Source organism: Thiothrix sp. (genome assembly GCF_028714775.1).
GTDB lineage: Bacteria > Pseudomonadota > Gammaproteobacteria > Thiotrichales > Thiotrichaceae > Thiothrix.
In genome coordinates this window covers 116,465-135,531 of record NZ_JAQTLS010000001.1, presented here as the reverse complement: position 1 = coordinate 135,531, position 19,067 = coordinate 116,465, and the positions used below count along the sequence as shown (strand labels likewise).

The 19,067-nt window shown below is 54.4% G+C and carries 19 protein-coding genes; 10 read left to right on the top strand and 9 right to left on the bottom strand.

From position 1 onward, the window contains the following. Positions 1-58: 58 nt before the first annotated feature. Entirely contained in the window at positions 59-1,486 is a 1,428-nt protein-coding gene (locus PHE17_RS00710; RefSeq protein WP_301013861.1) for a hypothetical protein, read from the top strand. Here PHE17_RS00710 and PHE17_RS00705 read toward each other — a convergent pair. From PHE17_RS00705 to PHE17_RS21680, 6 genes are all read right to left on the bottom strand, one after another. Next, entirely contained in the window at positions 1,437-1,679 is a 243-nt protein-coding gene (locus PHE17_RS00705; RefSeq protein ID WP_301013860.1) for a hypothetical protein, read from the bottom strand. The genes PHE17_RS00710 and PHE17_RS00705 overlap by 50 nt on opposite strands. Then, on the bottom strand, positions 1,654-2,607 hold the full coding sequence (locus PHE17_RS00700; RefSeq protein WP_301013859.1) for a hypothetical protein: 954 nt from the start codon (positions 2,605-2,607) through the stop codon (positions 1,654-1,656). The genes PHE17_RS00705 and PHE17_RS00700 overlap by 26 nt, the downstream gene beginning before the upstream one ends. A 13-nt stretch (positions 2,608-2,620) precedes the next feature. Next, positions 2,621-3,823, bottom strand: coding sequence for an RtcB family protein (locus PHE17_RS00695; protein ID WP_301013858.1), 1,203 nt, complete (start codon positions 3,821-3,823; stop codon positions 2,621-2,623). A gap of 243 nt (positions 3,824-4,066) precedes the next feature. Then, a complete protein-coding gene (locus PHE17_RS00690) occupies positions 4,067-5,488 on the bottom strand; it encodes a sigma-54 dependent transcriptional regulator (RefSeq protein WP_301013857.1) in 1,422 nt (473 codons plus the stop codon). A gap of 21 nt (positions 5,489-5,509) precedes the next feature. After that, positions 5,510-7,138: an ATP-binding protein gene (locus tag PHE17_RS00685; RefSeq protein WP_301013856.1), complete on the bottom strand. Its 1,629-nt coding sequence runs from the start codon at positions 7,136-7,138 to the stop codon at positions 5,510-5,512. After that, on the bottom strand, positions 7,096-7,347 hold the full coding sequence (locus PHE17_RS21680) for a PP0621 family protein (protein ID WP_363320052.1): 252 nt from the start codon (positions 7,345-7,347) through the stop codon (positions 7,096-7,098). The genes PHE17_RS00685 and PHE17_RS21680 overlap by 43 nt, the downstream gene beginning before the upstream one ends. Positions 7,348-7,408: 61 nt before the next feature. On the opposite strand from PHE17_RS21680, the gene PHE17_RS00680 reads away from it, so the two are divergent. The 4 genes from PHE17_RS00680 to PHE17_RS00665 are packed head-to-tail and all read left to right on the top strand — an operon-like array spanning position 7,409 to position 12,149. Continuing rightward, positions 7,409-9,061, top strand: coding sequence for an NAD+ synthase (locus tag PHE17_RS00680; protein ID WP_363320051.1), 1,653 nt, complete (start codon positions 7,409-7,411; stop codon positions 9,059-9,061). After that, the gene (locus PHE17_RS00675; protein ID WP_301013855.1) at positions 9,058-9,396 is read left to right on the top strand and encodes a P-II family nitrogen regulator; all 339 of its coding nucleotides are present in this window, start codon (positions 9,058-9,060) and stop codon (positions 9,394-9,396) included. Before PHE17_RS00680 ends, PHE17_RS00675 begins: the two co-directional genes overlap by 4 nt. A 59-nt stretch (positions 9,397-9,455) precedes the next feature. Then, positions 9,456-10,973 carry a GNAT family N-acetyltransferase gene (locus PHE17_RS00670; protein ID WP_301014048.1) on the top strand — a complete coding sequence of 506 codons (1,518 nt, stop codon included), beginning with the start codon at positions 9,456-9,458 and terminating at the stop codon, positions 10,971-10,973. 12 nt (positions 10,974-10,985) lie between these two features. Further along, positions 10,986-12,149 (top strand): acyltransferase, encoded by a 1,164-nt coding sequence (locus PHE17_RS00665; RefSeq protein WP_301013854.1) that lies wholly within the window; start codon positions 10,986-10,988, stop codon positions 12,147-12,149. On the opposite strand, the gene PHE17_RS00660 is transcribed toward PHE17_RS00665, so the two are convergent. Then, a complete protein-coding gene (locus PHE17_RS00660; RefSeq protein ID WP_301013853.1) occupies positions 12,036-12,860 on the bottom strand; it encodes an undecaprenyl-diphosphate phosphatase in 825 nt (274 codons plus the stop codon). The two genes, PHE17_RS00665 and PHE17_RS00660, sit on opposite strands and share 114 nt — an antisense overlap. 33 nt (positions 12,861-12,893) lie before the next feature. Then, entirely contained in the window at positions 12,894-14,012 is a 1,119-nt protein-coding gene (locus PHE17_RS00655; RefSeq protein WP_301013852.1) for an SAM-dependent methyltransferase, read from the bottom strand. A 52-nt stretch (positions 14,013-14,064) separates the two neighbouring features. On the opposite strand from PHE17_RS00655, the gene PHE17_RS00650 reads away from it, so the two are divergent. Continuing rightward, positions 14,065-14,808 (top strand): pteridine reductase, encoded by a 744-nt coding sequence (locus tag PHE17_RS00650; RefSeq protein ID WP_301013851.1) that lies wholly within the window; start codon positions 14,065-14,067, stop codon positions 14,806-14,808. Here the strand turns inward: PHE17_RS00650 and PHE17_RS00645 are convergent. Next, complete coding sequence (locus tag PHE17_RS00645) at positions 14,805-15,335, bottom strand: transcription termination/antitermination NusG family protein (protein WP_301013850.1); 531 nt, start codon at positions 15,333-15,335, stop codon at positions 14,805-14,807. The two genes, PHE17_RS00650 and PHE17_RS00645, sit on opposite strands and share 4 nt — an antisense overlap. Positions 15,336-15,581: 246 nt before the next feature. Here PHE17_RS00645 and PHE17_RS00640 point away from each other — a divergent pair, with 246 nt between their 5' ends. From PHE17_RS00640 to PHE17_RS00625, 4 genes are read left to right on the top strand one after another with little or no spacing between them, the layout of a single operon-like run. Further along, positions 15,582-16,343, top strand: a complete 762-nt coding sequence (locus PHE17_RS00640) for an ABC transporter ATP-binding protein (protein ID WP_301013849.1) — start codon at positions 15,582-15,584, stop codon at positions 16,341-16,343. Then, complete coding sequence (locus PHE17_RS00635; protein WP_301013848.1) at positions 16,340-17,101, top strand: ABC transporter permease subunit; 762 nt, start codon at positions 16,340-16,342, stop codon at positions 17,099-17,101. Before PHE17_RS00640 ends, PHE17_RS00635 begins: the two co-directional genes overlap by 4 nt. Positions 17,102-17,107: 6 nt before the next feature. Beyond that, complete coding sequence (locus tag PHE17_RS00630; protein WP_301013847.1) at positions 17,108-18,514, top strand: Gldg family protein; 1,407 nt, start codon at positions 17,108-17,110, stop codon at positions 18,512-18,514. Continuing rightward, complete coding sequence (locus PHE17_RS00625) at positions 18,514-19,035, top strand: DUF4340 domain-containing protein (RefSeq protein ID WP_301013846.1); 522 nt, start codon at positions 18,514-18,516, stop codon at positions 19,033-19,035. The genes PHE17_RS00630 and PHE17_RS00625 overlap by 1 nt, the downstream gene beginning before the upstream one ends. Positions 19,036-19,067 lie beyond the last annotated feature (32 nt).

The following is a 19,067-nucleotide window of genomic DNA, read 5'->3' as shown; positions in this document are numbered from 1 at the left end:
TGCATCTATGCGCAGGTATGCCTATACTTGGGCATCATTTACTGACGATAAAGACTTTATGTTCAATTACCTATGCAAGTATCCGGCTTATCTGCCGCTGTTGTTGGCGCTGTTCCTTACGGTCGGTTGCGCCGAGAATGTGGCTTACCGTACCCATGAGGTAAGCACGGATTGCCCCGCCAGTGGTTGCCCCAACAGCGTGTTGGAAAAGCATTCGGATTATGACATTGGCTTTGTCGAGTTTACCGACCGTGGCAATGTGTTTGACCGCGAGCGCATGAACGCTGTCTTGCGGCACGTTGCAGCCCAAGCGGCTTCCCCCAAGGGGGCTGCGGTGGTGGTGTTTATCCACGGCTGGAAACACAATGCTGCCCCTGCTGACCGTAACCTGCAAAGTTTCCGTAAAATGCTGGAAGATGCCGCACGTATTAAAGTGAATGGCGAGCGGCGGCTCATTGGCATTTACGTGGGCTGGCGTGGTCAGACTTTCAAGATGCCGGTGGCGGAAAACTTGACGTATTGGGCACGCAAAAATACCGCCCATGATGTGGGTAAGGGCGGTGTTACGGAGCTTTTATTGCGTTTGGAACGTGAGTTGTCTACGCAGAATACGGCTACTGAGCCGAACCATAATGTGTTTGTGACGCTCGGTCATAGTTTTGGTGGTTCGGTGCTGCTTTCAGCGATGAACGATGTATTGCTTGACCGCGCAATCCGTACTCATGCCGTCGGCTTACAGTTTTGTCGCAGTGGTTGCCAACGTTGTGTACAAACAGAACCGTTTGGGCATGGCATCATTCTGTTGAATCCTGCGGTGGAAGCCAACGAAATCTTGCAACTGAAAGAAGTGGTCGCAGAGGAACAGTGTTACGCCAAAACCCAGCCCAAACTGTTGCATGTGCTCAGCTCCCAAGCAGATATTGCCACCAGCATTGCTTTCCGGGCGGGGCAGTACCTTGGGGTCAGCATCGGCAGCAGTGAAATGCCGCTAGAACGTGTGTACAAGGGCAAGAAAGTCACCTTACATGAGCATGAGTTGGATACCAATACGATTGGTAATTACTTGCCGTTCCGTAGCGGGCTTAGCGTTAAGCAGAACAGTAATAACAGTGAAGCGTGCAAAAACCGCAATAAGGAGCGCCGCGAGTGTTACATCAGTTACGAGGGTGACAAGGAAAAGTTATTGCCGGAACAGCTTCAGAAGCATCATATTCCAGCAAATTCTGATGAACCGTTACATTTTTTGTATACCGATGCGGATTTTGTTAAAGACCATAATGATGTGTTTAATGCCCGTGTGGCGGCTTATATCGTGGCGGTGGTGAAGGAGGCTGGTTTTCAGCGGATGAGCAATATCAGTGGCGGGTTAAATGCGGTTAATTTAGCGGATATTGATACTAACTGTGCGGGTAAAACGGGTGGTGGGTTTAGTTTTTCTAACTGTTTTGACCACTACACCCGTGAGTTTGAAGCACAGAAGAAATAACCGTTGGGCGCAGGGTATCACCCAAAAAATCAGGGCCGGAAAATCCGGCCCCTGCTTTATCCACCAGCTTGCGTAGCTGGCGTTTGTCTTCCTGCCGTTTGGCAGAATTGCTTTTTTCATGAACACCTCCCCGATGAATAAACAGGTGGTGCGCGACGGGATTGCGGCTACGCCGCTGCTTGTTTTTTGCCATGAGATTTCTCCTGTGTTGGCAGTTTGAACCATTGCGCCTTACCGTGCCGTTGCAGGTAATGCAGATACCGGACAGGTTTCAAAAAGTCCGGTGCTTCGCTGGTTTTGGCGAAGCAAAATTTTTTCGGCAGTTCCGTGTATAGGTAACGCGGTGGCTTGCCGTAGTGGTAATAACGCTCGATACCTTTGAGGCGGTTGCCGGTATCGAAGCTGTGATAGAACACGTCACGGATGCCGAGTTCCCGACGGATGAAACACAGTGCAGCGGTCAAGATAGCCTCATCCCATACCCGTGCGTAAGGGCGTAACACCTGGCGGTACTGCTGCATATTCTCCGCGCCGTAATCCCAGTTTTTATCCTGATCTGCCGCACCTTTCACCCAGTCGGACTGGATTTCTTCGATCAATGCCTGATTGCTGGCGAAATCGAGGTCGATCCGCGCCCACGCCAGCGTTTCCAGCCCGCCATCTTTGCGTACCGGGTGTCCGTGGTAGGAAAACGGTGCGACTTCATCGGTCTTGATCAGCGTCTTGAAGTGCTGCTGGTGGTCGCTGGCGAAGTTGAGTTGCAGCACTAGGTCGTAACCGGTGCGGCAAATCTGCTTCCAGTGGCGGTCACCCTTGTCCTCCGTGCCCCACTCATCCAGCGTGAGGATGAAATTGAGCGGCTTGTGGTCGCGGTATTGCGCCAGCACTGCCTCCAGATGCCACGGTTCCAGCACACCCGCGCTCGCCAGCGCCAGTGCTTCCATCACAATCGGCTTAGTCAGCAAGCGGGCGTAAGGGGAACGGCGCAAAGCCGCCACCCCCATACCGTTGCCGATGTAGTCCTTGAGCAGTTGCAGGGCATAGCTGTCAGGCGCGTAACGGAACACCGTGCGGCTACCGCTCAGGCACTCGCGGATCAGTTCAACTTGTGTTTTTTCCATGTTTCACCTCCGTTTAACCTTTCACGCAAATCACTTGGCGCAATGTATGTACGACCTCAACCAGATCACTCTGGTTCTGCATTACCACGTCGATGTCCTTGTACGCGCCGGGAATTTCATCGACCACACCTTTATCCTTGCGGCATTCGATGCCTTTGGTTTGGGCTTCCAAATCCAAGGTATTGAAACGCCGTTTAGCCTCAGAGCGGCTCATGCGCCGCCCCGCCCCGTGCGAACATGAGCAGAATGATTGCGCATTACCCAAGCCACGCACGATGTACGATTTCGCACCCATGCTACCGGGAATAATCCCTAACTGGCCTTGCTGCGCACTGATCGCACCCTTGCGGGTCAAATAAACTTCCGCGCCAAAGTGCGTTTCCTTTTGCACGTAATTGTGGTGGCAGTTGATCGCTTCGCGGGTGGTGGTGAAAGCAGGCAAGGCTTTGCTGGCTTGCAAGGCATCCAACACCAAGCGCATCATTTCGCGGCGGTTGATCATGGCGTAATCCTGCGCCCAACCGACCGCTTCCACATAGTCGTCGAAATGTTTTGTGCCTTCGGTGAAATAGGCCAAGTCCTTGTCAGGGAGTTGACCCAGTTCCCGACCCACATCCTTTTTGGCCTTTTCGATGAAATAACGCCCGATGGCATTGCCGACACCCCGGCTACCGGAATGCAGCATCACCCACACGTCATCACTTTCGTCGATACACAGTTCGATGAAATGGTTGCCGCCGCCGAGTGTGCCGAGTTGCTTTCCCCATTGATGGTGAAAGTTTTTCAGCATTTTCACCAAGCCGGGATGCTTGTCGGTAATCACATCCAGATGCGTTTCCATGTTTTTCAAGGTAGCGCCTTGGATGCTGGGGCGGAGGTGTTCATCGAAACCCGTCGGCACACGTTTTTCAATTGCACTGCGGATGTTGTACAGGTTATCCGGCAAATCGCTGGCCTTGAGGGACAAGCGCACCGCATTCATCCCGCAACCGATATCCACACCCACCGCCGCCGGGATAATCGCCCCGCGTGTTGGAATGACTGAACCCACAGTTGCGCCAATGCCATGATGAACATCCGGCATCGCTGCAATGTGGGAATGGATAAAGGGCAGTTGCGACAGGTTTCCTAATTGCGTGAGGGAAGCACTGTCCACATCGTCGGTAAAAATCTTGACCGGCACTTTGCCCTTATTGAGCATAAAACTGATAGGCATAAAAAAACCCCGTTGGTTTTTTAGGCCATCCGGGGTTTTCGACATGCTGCAAACGAAGCGCCGCATTCCTCCACCGGATGACTGAAAATCAGTCTCCCGGCACAGTGCGGGAGACACTAGTTAATTGAATTGCTCCGTCTATGTTTATTCAGCATGGTCAGTGTCTCCGTAAAATAAGGTTGATGATGGTGGAAAAGTGTAGCGTAAAAACAACAGTTGTCAACAGCTTTTTGCGTATCCGGTTTACCCTTCATCCAGCCCGTATTTTTGGATCCGGTAACGCAATTGCCGGAACGTCATGCCGAGCAATTCCGCCGCTTTCGTCCGGTTCCAGCGGGTTTGTTCCAGCGCCCGCACGATCAGGTTGCGTTCTTCGTCTTCGTTAATTGGGTTCCACGCGGGCAATTTGTCGGTAACGGTGGGAATTTTGTCCACTTCGGGGGCTTCACCCGCCCATTGGGGAATACTTAGCGGGGGCGGAACCGGAGCCGTTTGCGACGTTGCCGATAGCTGTAAGTCGTCAGGTTGGATGGTGTTGTTGTCGCAAAGTGTACTTGCCCGTTCCAGCACATTTTCCAGTTCGCGCACATTGCCGGGGAAGCTGTATGCCTGTAATTCCCCGCGAGCTGCAACGGATAGGCGGATCGGCGGCATTTGCCAGCGCTCGGCAATCTTTTGCAGGAAAAAGTCAGCGAGCAACAAGATGTCGTCTTGGCGTTCGCGCAAGGGGGGCACTTTCAACTTGATAACGTTCAAGCGGTAATACAAGTCTTGGCGGAAATGCCCGGCAGCGACTTCGTGTTCGAGGCTTTTGTGGGTGGCGCTGAGGATGCGCACATCCACCGGGATTTCTTCCAAGCCACCGACGGGTTTGACTGCGCCTTCTTGGATGGCACGCAGTAATTTCACCTGCATGGTCAGCGGCAGGTCGGCGACTTCATCCAGAAACAGCGTGCCCCGGTGGGCAGCTTGGAACAGCCCTTGTTTGTCGACGACCGCGCCGGTAAAGCTGCCTTTCTTGTGCCCAAAGAATTCGCTTTCCATCAGGGTTTCAGGAATTGCGCCGCAGTTGACTGGGATGAACGGGCCTTTAGAGCGGGAACCTTGCAGGTGGATTTGGTGTGCCACCAGTTCCTTACCGCTGCCAGATTCACCGTGGATGTAAACCGGCGCTTGGCTGCGGGCGAGTTTGCTGATGGTTCCTTTGAGTTGCTGCATCGCGGGCGAATGTCCGAGGATGCTGTTGCCGTGGGGATCATCGCTATTGTCGCTGGAGGCGTGTTTGTTGCCCCGGCTGGCGGAAAGTTTCAGTGCCGTTTGGATGAGTTCGCGCAGTTTGGGCAGGTCAACGGGTTTGGAAACAAAATCATACGCCCCAGCTTTGAGCGCTTCCACGGCGGTATCCATGCTGCCGAACGCGGTGATTACAGCGACAGGAATATGCGGGTATTTTTTTTGCAGGTAACGCACGATGTCAATGCCGTTGCCGTCCGGTAGCTTCATGTCGGTCAGGCACAGGTTCGGCTGGTATTCTTCGATTTTGCTCAGCGCATCCTGTACGTTGCCTGCGGTGACGGTATCCAGCCCCATGCGCAACAGGGTAATTTCCAGCAGTTCGCGGATGTCTGGTTCGTCGTCGATGATCAGTACAGTTTGTTCGGTCATGTTGTTACTTTTTGTTATCCATTAGCGGTTGCGCGAGAAAACGATGCGGAAGCAGCTTCCCCCGCTCGGCAGGGCAACGTATTCGAGGCTTGCGCCATTGCTTAGGCACAATTCCCGCGACATGAACAAACCCAGCCCTGTGCCTTGGGTACTGGTGGTGAAAAATGGCTCAAATAGGCGCTGGCGTTGTGCTTCTGTCATACCTCGCCCATTGTCGATGATGTTGAGCATGATGTCACGGGTATGGGTGGGGTTGCCGCCTTGAATGTCCAATTGCAGCTTGCGCGGGTCATCGTGGGCATACTTGAGCGCATTGCGGCACAGGTTCCAGATAATTTGGTGCAAGTGTGCGGGGTCAAATTCAATCACGGTGTCGGCAGGTTCGATGAATAGGCTAACTTGCTCTTCGCGCAATTTGTTTTGCAGGATGAAGTCTTTGCGGAATTCATGCAGCCATAGCTTGAGTGCCAAGCGTTCGCGGTTGGGTGTTTTCTTGCGGGAAAGGTTGAGCACGCTTTCGATGGTCAAATTCATGCGCCGCGCATTGGACTGGATGATCTGTAACAGGCGCGTGTCGGCCTTGTCCATATTTTGCGATTCCGTGAGCAATTGGGCAGCATGGCTGATGGCCCCCAATGGATTACGGATTTCGTGGGCAATGCTGGCGGTCAATTGGCCTAGGGATGCCAGTTTTACGCTTTGTAATTTTTCGCGCTGCTCGGTGGTGTCTTCCAGATTGATCATGGTGGCGCGGCGGGCTTGCGTGCCCAATTGTGAGAAACGCGCCCGCACTTCGGTAGTCCCTTGGTGGCGGATGTCGAAACTGGCGAGGCGTGGGCTGACTTTATGTAACCAATGCTGCAAGTGCTGGTCGAGTTCCGGGGCGAATTGCTGCAAGGGTTTGCTGCGCCAGTTGCCGGGTTGGCCGAGCATATCCCACGCAGCTTGGTTCATGTGGCGGATTGCGCCGGAACCTTCCACCACCAGAATGCCGGATTCCAGCCGGTCAAGGATCGACTGGTTGAGTTGCGACATATTGGCAAGGTCGATGCCGCGCCGTTGGGCAAGGGAGGCCATCGCGCTGGCTTTGCGTATCCAACGGTTGCTCGCCCAACTGACCAGCATGATGAACAAGGCAATCAGCCCGCCGTGCATGACACTGACTTGCTCCGCCACGCCTTTGGACTGCAACCAGATTTGCATGGCAACCAGCGTCATGCCCGTTAAGGCCGCCAGCATCAGTGAAACGTGACCGGGGTTGCCAAGGTAGGGGATCAGGATCGGGATCAGCAGCAAGATGCCGAAGCCGCCTTCAATCCCACCGCTGGAATAGATCAGCCCGAGCAGGATGGCGATGTCCAGCAGCACGAAAAAGACCGTTTGCACCGACAAATCCGGCCATTGGAAATAAGACGACAGGTTGCTGAGAACGGCAATGAACAGGTAAGTGCCCGTTAACCACTGGAACATTTCCGGTTGGTATTCCCCCAGCCGTACTTGCCCATGTTCCATCACCAGCGCCACCAGCAATGCCCCGGCAAGGGTCAGGCGGTAGACGTGATAGAGGCGCAGTAGGTTCCACGGGTCTTCGTGCAGGAATACAGGGACTAGCTTTTGGTCAAATGTTGTTTCGCGTGTTCCAGGCTGCAAAAGTGTTTTCCCCCCTGGGAAATGGCTTCGTCTTCCGGTACATGTAAGCCGCAGTGCTGGCAACGTAGCACGCGGGTATTTTTTAGGATTCGACCGGACGAAGATTTCTGTTGTTTATGTTGTTGTTGCAAATGTTTCTTGCGCTGATGCGATTTTAGCAGAAGAAACCCGACTAGCAGCAAAACAAGGATAAAAAGAATACGGGACATGATGTATTGCACCCTTTTCAGGTATAGTCTTTGGCTGGTAACAATACAGTTTTATGACACCGTGCAAAAGAAAAATCAGACATTACGCATCGCATTGGCGCAGTTGAACGTGTGTGTTGGGGATGTGCAGGCGAATCTCCGCCACGTCAAAGACGCCATCACCCAAGCCAAACAGCAACAGGCTGATTTGATTGTGTTCCCCGAACTGGTGCTGGCAGGCTATCCGCCGGAAGATTTGGTGTTCCGCCCCGATTTCCTCAAGCAGATGGAAGCGGGTGTGGCTGACATCGCGGCAGCAACCCACGGCATCACCGTTGTCCTCGGCGCACCCTTGCGACGAGCGGGAAAGCTGCAAAACATGGCTTGTGTCCTGCGTGACGGGCAAGTGCTGGCAGAATACGCTAAGCAATGTTTGCCCAATTACCGGGTGTTCGACGAAAAGCGCTATTTCACACCGGGCAGCGAATCCTTAGTGGTTGAGGTGGCAGGCGTGCGTGTCGGTATCCTGATCTGCGAAGACATTTGGGAAGATGCCCCAGCGAAAGCCGCCGTCGCCGCTGGTGCGCAAGCCTTGTGCGTGTTGAATGCTTCCCCGTTTAGCTATGATAAGCAAGAGCAACGTACCGCATTGCTACAACGGCAAGCCGCCAGTAACCAGTGCCCCTTGGCGTATGTCAATCTGGTCGGTGGGCAAGATGAACTGGTGTTCGATGGCGATTCGATGCTGGTGGATGCGGCGGGCAATATCGTGTTCCGGGCGCAAGCGTTTACCGAAGGGGTGTTTGTACAGGATTGGGAAATGGATTGTTGTAGGGGGAGCGTATTGCATACGCCCGCTGACCTTACCGCGTTAATCTACCAAGCCCTCGTCACCGGCGTGCGTGATTACGTCCACAAGAACGGTTTTTCCGGCATATTGCTGGGGCTTTCCGGCGGCATTGATTCGGCGCTGACATTGGCGATTGCAGTCGATGCTTTGGGTGCGGAAAATGTCGAAGCGGTGATGATGCCGTTCCATTACACCTCCGGCATGAGTTTGGAGGATGCACACCAGCAAGCCGCATGGCTGGGGGTGAATTACCGTAACTTGCCGATTGCTTCCATTTACGACAGTTTCATGCAAACTTTGACGCCCGAATTTGAAGACCGTGCGGTGGACGTGACTGAGCAGAATTTGCAGGCGCGTATCCGGGGCGTGTTGCTGATGTCGCTGTCCAATAAACTCGGTAAGTTGTTGCTTTCCACCAGCAATAAGAGCGAAAGCGCGGTGGGTTATGCGACACTTTACGGCGACATGGCGGGGGCGTTTTCTCCCTTGAAAGATGTGTACAAAACGTGGGTGTACAAGTTGGCGGAATACCGTAACACCTTGGGGTTGGCGATTCCGCAGCGGGTGATTGAGCGTCCGCCATCGGCAGAGTTAGCGCCGGGGCAGGTGGATCAGGATTCCTTGCCGCCTTATGATGTGCTGGATGCGATTTTGCAGTGTTTCATTGAAGGCGATGAGGCATTGGATGCTATCGTTGCCAACGGTTTTGAGGTTGCCACAGTCCAACGTGTGGTGAATCTGGTATTATTGAGCGAATACAAACGGCGGCAGGCTGCCCCCGGCGTGCGCATCAGCGGACGTGGGTTTGGCAAGGACTGGCGTTACCCAATCACGTCGGCATGGCGTAAAAATTTACCTTTTCACAATCCAAAGGAGCAAGCATGAAGCTGATTCAGGCCATCATCAAACCTTTCAAGCTGGATGACGTGCGCGAAGCACTGATGGAAATCGGCATCACCGGGATGACGGTGGTGGAAGTACGCGGTTTCGGGCGTACCAAAGGCCACACCGAACTGTACCGGGGTGCGGAATACGTGGTCGATTTCCTGCCAAAAGTGAAGCTGGAAATCGTGGTTAAGGAAGAGCAACTGGACATCGCACTGGAAACCATCCAGAAGACGGCCTATACCGGCAAAATCGGCGACGGTAAGATTTTCGTCATTCCGGTGGAACAAGCGATCCGTATCCGTACCGGCGAAGAAGGACGGGATGCGGTATAAGCAACCTGCCGCGTAAACTGGAGGTCATTGCCGGTTCGCAGGCGGAATGTTTGCAGCGGGTGCAATGCCTGCTGCCTGCGGGTTCGGACACTTTCTGGATTACCACGGCGGAGGTGGCGGGGGCGTTACCTGCCAAAAAAACACATACCTTGCTGGGGCAAGAATGCGCTGCGCTCGTGTTCGATGCCCACAGCGGTTTTGATGTGAATGCCTTCGCGGCGGTCAGCGGGACTTTGCGTGGGGGCGGGACGTTGTTCCTGCTTACTCCGCCGTTGGACGACTGGGCAGGGTTCGCTGACCCGGATTACCGGCGGTTTTTACCGTATCCATATACGGCGGCGGATGTGCGGGGAAGGTTTTTGGGGCGGTTTGTGCGGATGTTGAAAACCCTCACCCCCCGTCCCCCTCTCCCGCTAAGCGGGCGAGGGGGGGGGAGTCAAGCCAGTGCTGTCCAAAGCATTCTGCAATCTGAAGTTCCAGTGGTTTTAACGGCTGATCGGGGGCGTGGCAAGTCTGCGGCTCTCGGTATGGCGGCGAGCCAATTGATTGATGCAGGAAAGCGGGTGCTGCTGACCGCGCCTTCCCGCGCTACTGTCGAAACGGTTTTTAAGCACGCGGCAACAAACCCGCCGCAATTTTTTGCTCCCGATGATTTGCTGCAAACCTTGCCGGAAGGTGATGTGTTACTGGTGGATGAAGCGGCGGCGATTCCTGTGCCACTGCTGTTGCAAATGCTGGAACATTACCCCCGCTGTGTATTTTCGACGACTTTGCATGGCTATGAGGGGAGCGGGCGCGGCTTTGCGTTGCGTTTCCAGAAAGCATTGGATGAGCGGGTTCCGGGCTGGCAATCCTTGCGTTTGCACCAACCGATCCGTTGGGCGGAACATGATCCGTTGGAACAGTTCATAAACCAAACACTGTTACTCGATGCCGATCTTGCCCCCTTCCCCCCTAGCGGGGGAAGGGTTGGGGATGGGGGGGGATGTGCGGAGTACCACCATTTAAACCGCGATGAATTGGTAGAAAATGAACCCCTCCTACGCCAACTCTTTGGCCTACTGATCACTGCCCATTACCAAACTCGCCCCTCCGACCTGCGCCAGATGCTTGATGCCCCCGACATTTCCATCCACGTCCTTGAACAGCAAAGCACGATTGTTGCCGTCGCCCTGTTGTCCCGCGAAGGGGGACTTGACCCGGAACTAACTGCCGCAATCCATGCCGGAAAACGCCGTCCACACGGGCATCCCGTGCCGCAGACGCTGACATTTCACGCCAAAATTCCCGGCGCGGCAGAACTGCTGTGTGAACGGGTAATGCGCATCGCTGTCCACCCAAACTTACAAAACAGGGGATTGGGCGGGCAATTATTGGAACATCTGGTAGAATTCGCTGCCCAAGGTGGTGCGGATTATATTGGGGTCAGTTATGCCATGACCCCTGAGCTGCTGCGCTTTTGGGAACGTGCCGGTTTTGTGCTGGCGCGGGTGGGGTTCCGCAAGGATACGGCGAGTGGTAGCCGTTCCGTGGTGCAGGTCAAGGCGTTGAGCGCCAAAGGTAAGGCATTGTTCTAAAGGGTTATGTGTGTGGAAAAGGTTTCGGTAAGCGGGCAGCGTTTCTTGGCGTTGGATGCCCTGCGGGGTTTGGCGGCTTTATGGGTGGTGTATTTCCACGTCTACGGCGGTTTGGGCTATTTGGCGGTGGATTTCTTTTTGGTGCTGAGCGGTTTTATCTTGTCGCACCGCTACCTGTATGGTGGCAGGCAAGCGTCCCCGCTGGAATTTATTAATCACCGTATTGCCCGCTTGTATCCCTTGCACCTCTATACCTTGCTGATGTTTATGTTGGTGCATTGGCTGATCTACTGGACGATGCCCACGTTCCCGGATGGGGCGTTGTTCACCTTCATCCAGAACCTGACCATGACGCACAATATTGGCCTCAACCCACAGGGGCTGACGTGGAATTACCCCAGTTGGTCGGTAGCGGTGGAATTTTGGGTCAATGTCCTGTTCATTTTTCTGATTACCCGTGCTACCCGTAGCGGCATCCTGTTCCTGCTGGGGACATTGGGCGTGATGGTGCTATTTGTGCAGCACGGGCAGTTGAATACGCAGGCGGAAAACTATTTCGGTTTCCTCAATTCTGGGTTGTTGCGCGGGATGTCATCGTTCCTGTTGGGGATTGTGTCGTACCGGCTGTACTTGTTTTACCGGGGCGATTGGCGTGTGGAACGTTATGCCAAGTGGCTGGAAGTGCTCTGTGCATTGGCGGTACTGGGGATTATCTGGAGCCGCACTGGCTCGTCGATGGGTATGGATGTATTCGTGCCCTACCTTTCGCTGCTGATGGTCGCTATTTTTGCCTTTGAGCAAGGCTGGCTGTCTCGCGTGGTGCGTAAGCTGGCGTATCTGGGGGAAATTTCCTATTCGGTATACCTCAACCATTTGGTGGTGCTGATGGTGGTGCGTTACTTCGCCAAGCCGCAGGGTTGGGATAAGCCGGTGGTATTGGGGCTGACTTTAGTCACGGTGCTGATTTATTCGCACTTTACCCACCGTTATTTGGAAATCCCGCTGGGCAAGAAGATGCGCAGGGGGCTGGAATGGTTGACCTCCAAACCCCCATTGCCGTTATCAATCCACCCAGTTGACCAGCCCGCTGTAAGCCGTGATCAGTACGATTACCCCAAACGCAATCCGATACCACGCGAACACCGTGAAGTCGTGATGGCTGACGTAGCGGATTAATGCCCGCACCGCGACCATCGCACTGAGGAAGGAAACCACGAACCCGACCGCCCACGTGCCGAGGTCGCCGCCGCTGAACAGGTCACGCGCCTTGTACATCTCGTAAGCAGAAGCCAAGCCCAGTGTTGGTACGGCGAGGAAAAACGAAAATTCCGCTGCTGCTTGGCGCGACAGGCCAAAGAACAGCCCACCGATGATGGTTGCCCCGGAACGCGATGTGCCGGGAATCAATGCTGCTGCTTGCGCCAGCCCCAGTTTCAACGCATCCATTGGGCGGATGTCATCGACCGTGGGAATGGTGACGGTGTGCTGTCGCTTTTCCGCCCATAAAATCACGAATGCCCCAACGATGAACGCAATCGCTACTGGCACAGGCGCGAATAGGTGTGCCTTGATGATTTTGCCAAAGGCCAAACCGAGAATCGCTAGCGGCAGGAAGGCAATCGCCAAATTGATGATCAGGCGGTTAGCAATCGGGTCACGCCCAATGCCTGCGAAAGTGCTGACGAAACGGGCACGGTATTCCCACACCACCGCGAGGATTGCCCCCAACTGGATGGCAATTTCAAACACGCTACGGCGGTCGTGATCCATAAAATTGAGCAAATCGCCCGCCAGAATCAGATGCCCAGTGCTGGAAACTGGCAAAAATTCGGTAGCGCCCTCCACCAGACCCATGATGGCGGCTTTGAGAAGCAGGATAATATCCATGAGTGTCCTTTAAGCTGTGATTTTGTGGGAAGATTATAGGCGATGTCGCTGGTCGGCAAACCGAAATCCGACCAACTCCGCTGAAAATCCTTTGCTCAGGGCAATCACCTTGAAACGTTCGCCCATTTCCGACGGTAGGCTCAAAGTGCGCACTTGCTGCGCCAGTTTGTACTGGTTTGCCGGGTTGTCCTGTAAGGCTTGCACGAACAAGTCCTCCAGCCCGCTGCTGGCAAGGAACGCCGCTTGGGTGGTGTAACCGCCCAATTCTAGCCCCGCATCCACGCCCGCTTCAGCCACGGCAGTGAAATCCACGCTGGCAGTGATGTCCTGCAAACCGGGGTAAAGCAGCGGTTGGTTATGCACGCGGTGTTGGTAATGGCAAATCAGCGTGCCTTGGCTGCGGTCGGGGTGGTAATAATCGTCGTGCTCGTAACCGTAATCAATCAGTAGCAGCACACCCGCTTCCAACACTTCCGCCATGCTGCGCATCCAGCCGGGCAGGGCGGGGTTGAATTCGGAAGTGTATTCGCCACCAACCTCCACCAAACCGAAGCCATCACCTTGCATTGCGACCTGTCGGATGACCTTTTCCCCACCCACGAGGGAAAATAGCTCCACCGGCATCGCGTCTAGCACCTCATTCCCCACAATCACTCCGCGCATCGGCGTTTCAGGTAGGCGATCCAGCCATTCCACCCTTTCCAGCAAATGCGGAACCCTCGCTTGTAAGGTCTGGCGTTGCCGATCACGCAATTCCGGGCTAAGGTCAAGGATGCGGTAACGCTGCGGTAAGCAATTGAGCATTTCCAAGCGTTGCAATATATCCGCTGCCATCACGCCGCTGCCAGCACCCAGTTCCAGAATGTCACCGCCGCCGAGTTCCATCAGTACTTGCGCACACTGGTTGGCAAGGCAATGCGAAAACAGTGGGGAAATTTCCGGCGCGGTAATGAAGTCGCCTTCCTTGCCGATCTTGCGCGAGCCTGCCACGTAGTAGCCTAAGCCGGGTTCGTACAAGGCCATCTGCATGAATTCGCGGAACGGGATGCGGCCGCCATTGGCGGTGATTGCAGTGCGGATGCGGGTGGCAAGTTGTTCGCTGTGTGCCAAAGCCTCGGCGGGCGGTGTGGGTAATGTGTCGGTAAAGCGCATGTCGGGTTATGATGGGGTGCAAAAGGTGCAGCTTATAACGTAAAGGTAGGGTATGGCGACATTAGAAGGCAAAGTAGTGTTACTGACGGGTGCGGCGCGGCGTATCGGCGCAGTGATTGCCCGCACTTTACACTCGGCAGGGGCAACGGTGGTGATCCATTACCGCAGTTCTGTGGCGGCGGCGGAAAGTTTACAGGCGGAACTGAATGCGCAACGTGCGGGTTCCTGTTTCCTGCTGCAAGGCGATTTGCTGGACATTGCCAGTTTGTCACACCTGATTGCGCAAACCGTCACGCAAGCCGGAAAGTTGGATGTGTTGGTAAACAACGCTTCTTCCTTTTATCCCACGCCGATTGGCACGCTGACCGAACAGCAGTTTGACGACCTGATCGGAACTAACCTGAAAGCACCGTTGTTTCTGGCGCAAGCCGCTGCGCCGCAGTTACGCGCTAACCACGGCTGTATCATCAACATCGTGGACATCCACGGTTTCCGTCCCCTGAAAAATTACCCGGCGTATTGCGCGGCGAAAGCGGGCTTGCTGATGCTGACCCAATCACTGGCGCGGGAGTTGGGGCCGGAAGTGCGGGTGAACGGTGTTGCCCCCGGCGCAATCCTGTGGCCTGAAATGGCGGAAAACCACGCCATGCACCAAGATTTACTGGCCCGGACTGCCCTCAAACGTGAAGGCAGCCCGGAAGATATTGCGAAAACGGTATTATTTTTGGTGCGCGACGCCGATTACATCACCGGGCAAGTGATTCCGGTGGATGGCGGGCGGATGCTCAACCATTAAGCCGCTGCATACAAGTGGGCGGGCGAGATTACCATTTTGCTGGGGCGTTGCGTTTGCAAAATTTTCAACAGGATAAAAGCGCGATTTTCACCATCGTACTGTTGGAACACAGCTTCCAATCCTTTGAAAGGGCCTTCGGTGATGATGACCTTTTCACCCGTGTGGAAGCGGTCAAGGTCAATCGCTTTTTCCCCTAGCATGTCTTCTTGAGCTTTCAGGGTCAGGATCAAGGATTCAGGTACAGGGGTAGGCAAATTTGCCCTGCCGAAGCGCACCAAGGTATTGACCCCTAAGGTCGAACGGATCGGTGCCCAGTTGTCGTGAATGCCACCATCTAAATGGATAAACATGTAACGGGGAAACAGGGACTCAACGCGCGTCACCATTTTTCCCCGGCTTTTGTGCAGGCGTTTGGCAAGCGGACGGTAAACTTCATACCCCTGCCTGTCCAAATTTTCCTCTGCCACTTCATCTTTATGGGGTCTGCTAGTGAGCAGATACCATTCCCTTTGTAGTAACTTGATCATTTGTTGTCCGTTCTCCAGCATTTTGTCAGTACTAACCCACTCCGTCACGCCCTAACCTTTGCACCTATCGGTTGTTGCTGGCGGATACTATTCCCTGTCTTTACTGACTCCCTCTGTATAAGCCTAATGCGTTCGGCACGCCGCCGTCAATCCAGCTTGGCGGATTGTTCACATTTGGGACAGCAGTCCTTATACTCGCAGCAGGCAAAATCAAACGTCATAAGCCATTACACAGGCATGGGAAGCATGATAAATAATCAGCAAGAACTATTGGTGGTAGCATCGGGGCTGTCACGTTACTACAGTGACCACTGCGCTGTCGACAATCTGGAGGTACAACTGCGCAAGGGCGAAGTGTTAGGGTTGCTCGGCCCCAATGGTGCAGGCAAATCTACCACCATGCAGATGTTGACCGGCAACCTTGCCCCCACGATGGGCGAAATCCTTATCAATGGCATCGACCTGCTGGACGAACCGCGCAAAGCCAAACAGCAAATCGGCTACTTGCCGGAACAGCCGCCCGTTTACCGCGACCTGACCGTGGGTGAATACCTGCACTACTGCGCCCGTTTGCGTAACGTTCCTGTCAAGGAGCGCAAGGCGGCGGTGGATCGCGCCACGGAGCGTTGTGGGCTGGAAAGCGTCGGCAAGCGCCTGATCGGCAATCTCTCTAAGGGCTTCCGCCAGCGCGTCGGGATTGCCCAAGCGATCTTGCATAACCCCGCTGTGGTCATCCTCGACGAACCTACGGTTGGCCTCGACCCGATCCAAATCCGCGAAATCCGCCGTCTGATCCGTGAGTTGGGGCAAGAGCACGGCATTATCCTTTCCACCCACATCTTGCCAGAAGTGCAAGCGGTGTGTGATCGGGTGCAAATTCTCAATCGGGGCAAAACGGTGTTCAATGATACCCTCGAAGGCGTGGAGTCGCTGGAACAGGTATTTTTCGACCTGATTTTCCGTGAAGCCGATGCCAATGAAGCGCACGCTGAGGAGGTTGCTGCATGAATGCGATTTTTGCCATTGGCCTGACCGAATTCCGCCGCATGTTCGTTTCACCGTTGGCGTGGAGCATTTTGGCGGTGGTGCAGTTTATCCTTGCGTGGATATTTTTGTTGGGGTTGAACGAATACCTGACGCAAATCCAACCGCAAGTGGCAGGTATGGAAGACCCGCCGGGGATCAGCGATTTGGTGGTTTCTGCACTGTACCTGTGGGCGGGGATCATCATGCTGGTGGTGATGCCGCTGATTACCATGCGCCAGTTTGCGGAAGAACGCATGAACCAGACCTTGGCATTGCTGACCGCTTCGCCGATTTCCAATACCCAAATTGTGCTGGGGAAATACCTCGGGGTGCTGCTGTTTGTGTTGCTGATGGTGGCACTGCTGAGTTTGATGCCGTTGTCGTTGAGCTTTGGCACGGGCTTGGATTGGGGTAAGTTTGCGGCCGCGGCCTTGGGGTTGGTGTTGTTGCTGGCTTCCTTTGCGGCAGCGGGTTTGTTCCTGTCGTCATTGACCCGGCAGCCTGTGATTGCGGCGGTGATGACCTTTGGTCTGTTGCTGTTTTTGGTGGTGCTGTACATCTCCGGTAGTTCGCAGGGAACCGGCAGCGAAGTGTTCGTCTACCTGTCGCATTTCGGGCATTTCCTGTCATTTCTGGAAGGCATGTTCGACAGCAGCGACTTGGTGTATTACCTGCTGTTCATCGTCGGCTTCCTGACGTTGACCATACGTAAACTCGATAATGACCGGCTGCAAGGGTAATAAAACATGAAAATGAGTAAAAATGCCCACCGCTGGATTGGCTTGCAAAACGGGATTTTCTACCTGCTGTTTTTGGTGGTGATTGGCTTGCTGGGTTTCTTGGGGCGCGAATTCAAATTTGAGGCGGATTGGACGTATGGTAGCCGTAATAGCCTGTCGCAGCCTACCCAATCTTTGCTGAAAACGCTGGATAAGCCGCTGAAATTCATTGCCTATGTGCCGGATGATCCCGCTTTGCAAGCGCAGGTCAACAAGCTGGTGGATAAGTACAAGCGGGTAAAGCCAGACACCAGCATTGAATTCGTCAACCCCGATCTTGATCCGGTGCGGGCAAAACAGGACAACATCCAATACAGCGGGCAGCTTGCCATCCATCTCGGTGAGCGCAGCGAAGTGGTGGAATCGACTGGCGAGCAGGTCATGCTCAATGCTATCCAACGCATGAGCAGGGGTGGGGAACGCTTGGTGGTGTTCATCGAAGGCCACAATGAGCGCAACCCGCTGGCAACCGAATCCACCGGCATGTCAAAGCTGGTGGAAAACCTGCAACGCAACGGTTTCAAGGTGCAACCACACAATCTGGTACGCACCCAATCCATCCCGGAAAATGCCAGTTTTGCGGTGATCGCTTCCCCGCAACAGGATTTATTACCCGGTGAAGTGGCGGTGCTGAAAAAGTATGCGGAGCAAGGTGGTAACTTGCTGTGGCTGCAAGACCCTGGCGGTTTGCACGGTTTGCAACCCTTGGAAGAATTATTGGGCTTGCAAATCCAAGATGGTACGGTGATTGACGCCAACCAAGCCTTACAAGAATTATTGGGTATCAAGCACCCGGCAGTGATTCCGGTGGTGGATTACGGCAAGTCTGAAATCGTGCGGAAGCTGGGCAATGTGCAAACCCTGTTCCCATTTGCCACGATGGTTGCCCGCGATCCGCAAGCCAACGAAAAGACTGGGGCGTTGGCGTGGCAAGTGGATGAATTCCTTAATACTTTGCCGACCAGTTGGCTGGAAACCAGTGGCGTGCTGACAGGTGCTGTGGCATTCGACGAAGGCAGCAATGACCTACCGGGGCCGTTGCCGATTGGGGTAAGTCTGACGCGCACCTTGGACGCCAAAGATAAAGCCAATGCCAAAGGCCGCCAGCAGCGCGTGGTGGTGGTCGGCGACAGCGATTTCATGCTCAATAATTTCGTCGGGCATGGGGCAAACCTCGATCTTGCCAGCAACATCTTCAATTGGCTCAGTGCTGACGACAAGCTGTTGGCAGTGCCGACGATCCGCGCCCCGGATACGCAACTGGCATGGGGCGAAACCAGCGGTTACGTCTTGGCAATCTTTTTCCTGTTCGTGCTGCCGATAGGCTTGGTGTTGACCGGAACGCTCATTTGGTGGCGGCGGAGGAAACGCTAATGGATCATACCCAATCACGCCGTTTATTACTCAACTTTGCGCTGCTGCTACTGGTGGTGGGGTTGGGGGCATTCGTCTGGTGGCAGTCCAATGCGCAGCATAAAGCGCCAGAAACTTTGTTGGGTTTGGGCAAGGCGGACGTTACCCGCGTTACCATTGCGCACCATCCGGGGACGGCAAAGCCGGAGTTTATGCTGTTGGAAAAACAGGCTGGCAAGTGGAAAATGCTTGTGCCCGAGAAATTCGATGTGGATTCAAATAAGTTGGCGCAACTGCTTACGCTTTTGGATGAAACCGTGGAGGCCAGCTACGACGCTACTGGCAAAGACCTTAAACAGTACGGGCTTGCCCCCGCTAATGTCGCACTGAGCTTTAACAACGAAACCTTGCTGTTGGGGGCGGAAAACCCGGTTTCCCATACACGCTATTTCTTGCATGGCGGCAAGATTAAGCTGGCGTCGGAGGCGGTTTATGGTTTGCTGACAGGCGGGGTAGAGGAGTGGCGGCAAGCGCCGCAGTGAGTATCTTAAGCCCGGCCTAAAGTGTGCTATAG

Coding starts and splice junctions, on each gene's coding strand:
- PHE17_RS00710 (WP_301013861.1), top strand. CDS start 59: ATGTTCAATTACCTATGCAAGTATCCGGCTTATCTGCCGCTGTTGTTG.
- PHE17_RS00705 (WP_301013860.1), bottom strand. CDS start 1,679: ATGGCAAAAAACAAGCAGCGGCGTAGCCGCAATCCCGTCGCGCACCAC.
- PHE17_RS00700 (WP_301013859.1), bottom strand. CDS start 2,607: ATGGAAAAAACACAAGTTGAACTGATCCGCGAGTGCCTGAGCGGTAGC.
- PHE17_RS00695 (WP_301013858.1), bottom strand. CDS start 3,823: ATGCCTATCAGTTTTATGCTCAATAAGGGCAAAGTGCCGGTCAAGATT.
- PHE17_RS00690 (WP_301013857.1), bottom strand. CDS start 5,488: ATGACCGAACAAACTGTACTGATCATCGACGACGAACCAGACATCCGC.
- PHE17_RS21680 (WP_363320052.1), bottom strand. CDS start 7,347: ATGTCCCGTATTCTTTTTATCCTTGTTTTGCTGCTAGTCGGGTTTCTT.
- PHE17_RS00675 (WP_301013855.1), top strand. CDS start 9,058: ATGAAGCTGATTCAGGCCATCATCAAACCTTTCAAGCTGGATGACGTG.
- PHE17_RS00660 (WP_301013853.1), bottom strand. CDS start 12,860: ATGGATATTATCCTGCTTCTCAAAGCCGCCATCATGGGTCTGGTGGAG.
- PHE17_RS00655 (WP_301013852.1), bottom strand. CDS start 14,012: ATGCGCTTTACCGACACATTACCCACACCGCCCGCCGAGGCTTTGGCA.
- PHE17_RS00650 (WP_301013851.1), top strand. CDS start 14,065: ATGGCGACATTAGAAGGCAAAGTAGTGTTACTGACGGGTGCGGCGCGG.
- PHE17_RS00645 (WP_301013850.1), bottom strand. CDS start 15,335: ATGATCAAGTTACTACAAAGGGAATGGTATCTGCTCACTAGCAGACCC.
- PHE17_RS00640 (WP_301013849.1), top strand. CDS start 15,582: ATGATAAATAATCAGCAAGAACTATTGGTGGTAGCATCGGGGCTGTCA.
- PHE17_RS00635 (WP_301013848.1), top strand. CDS start 16,340: ATGAATGCGATTTTTGCCATTGGCCTGACCGAATTCCGCCGCATGTTC.
- PHE17_RS00630 (WP_301013847.1), top strand. CDS start 17,108: ATGAAAATGAGTAAAAATGCCCACCGCTGGATTGGCTTGCAAAACGGG.
- PHE17_RS00625 (WP_301013846.1), top strand. CDS start 18,514: ATGGATCATACCCAATCACGCCGTTTATTACTCAACTTTGCGCTGCTG.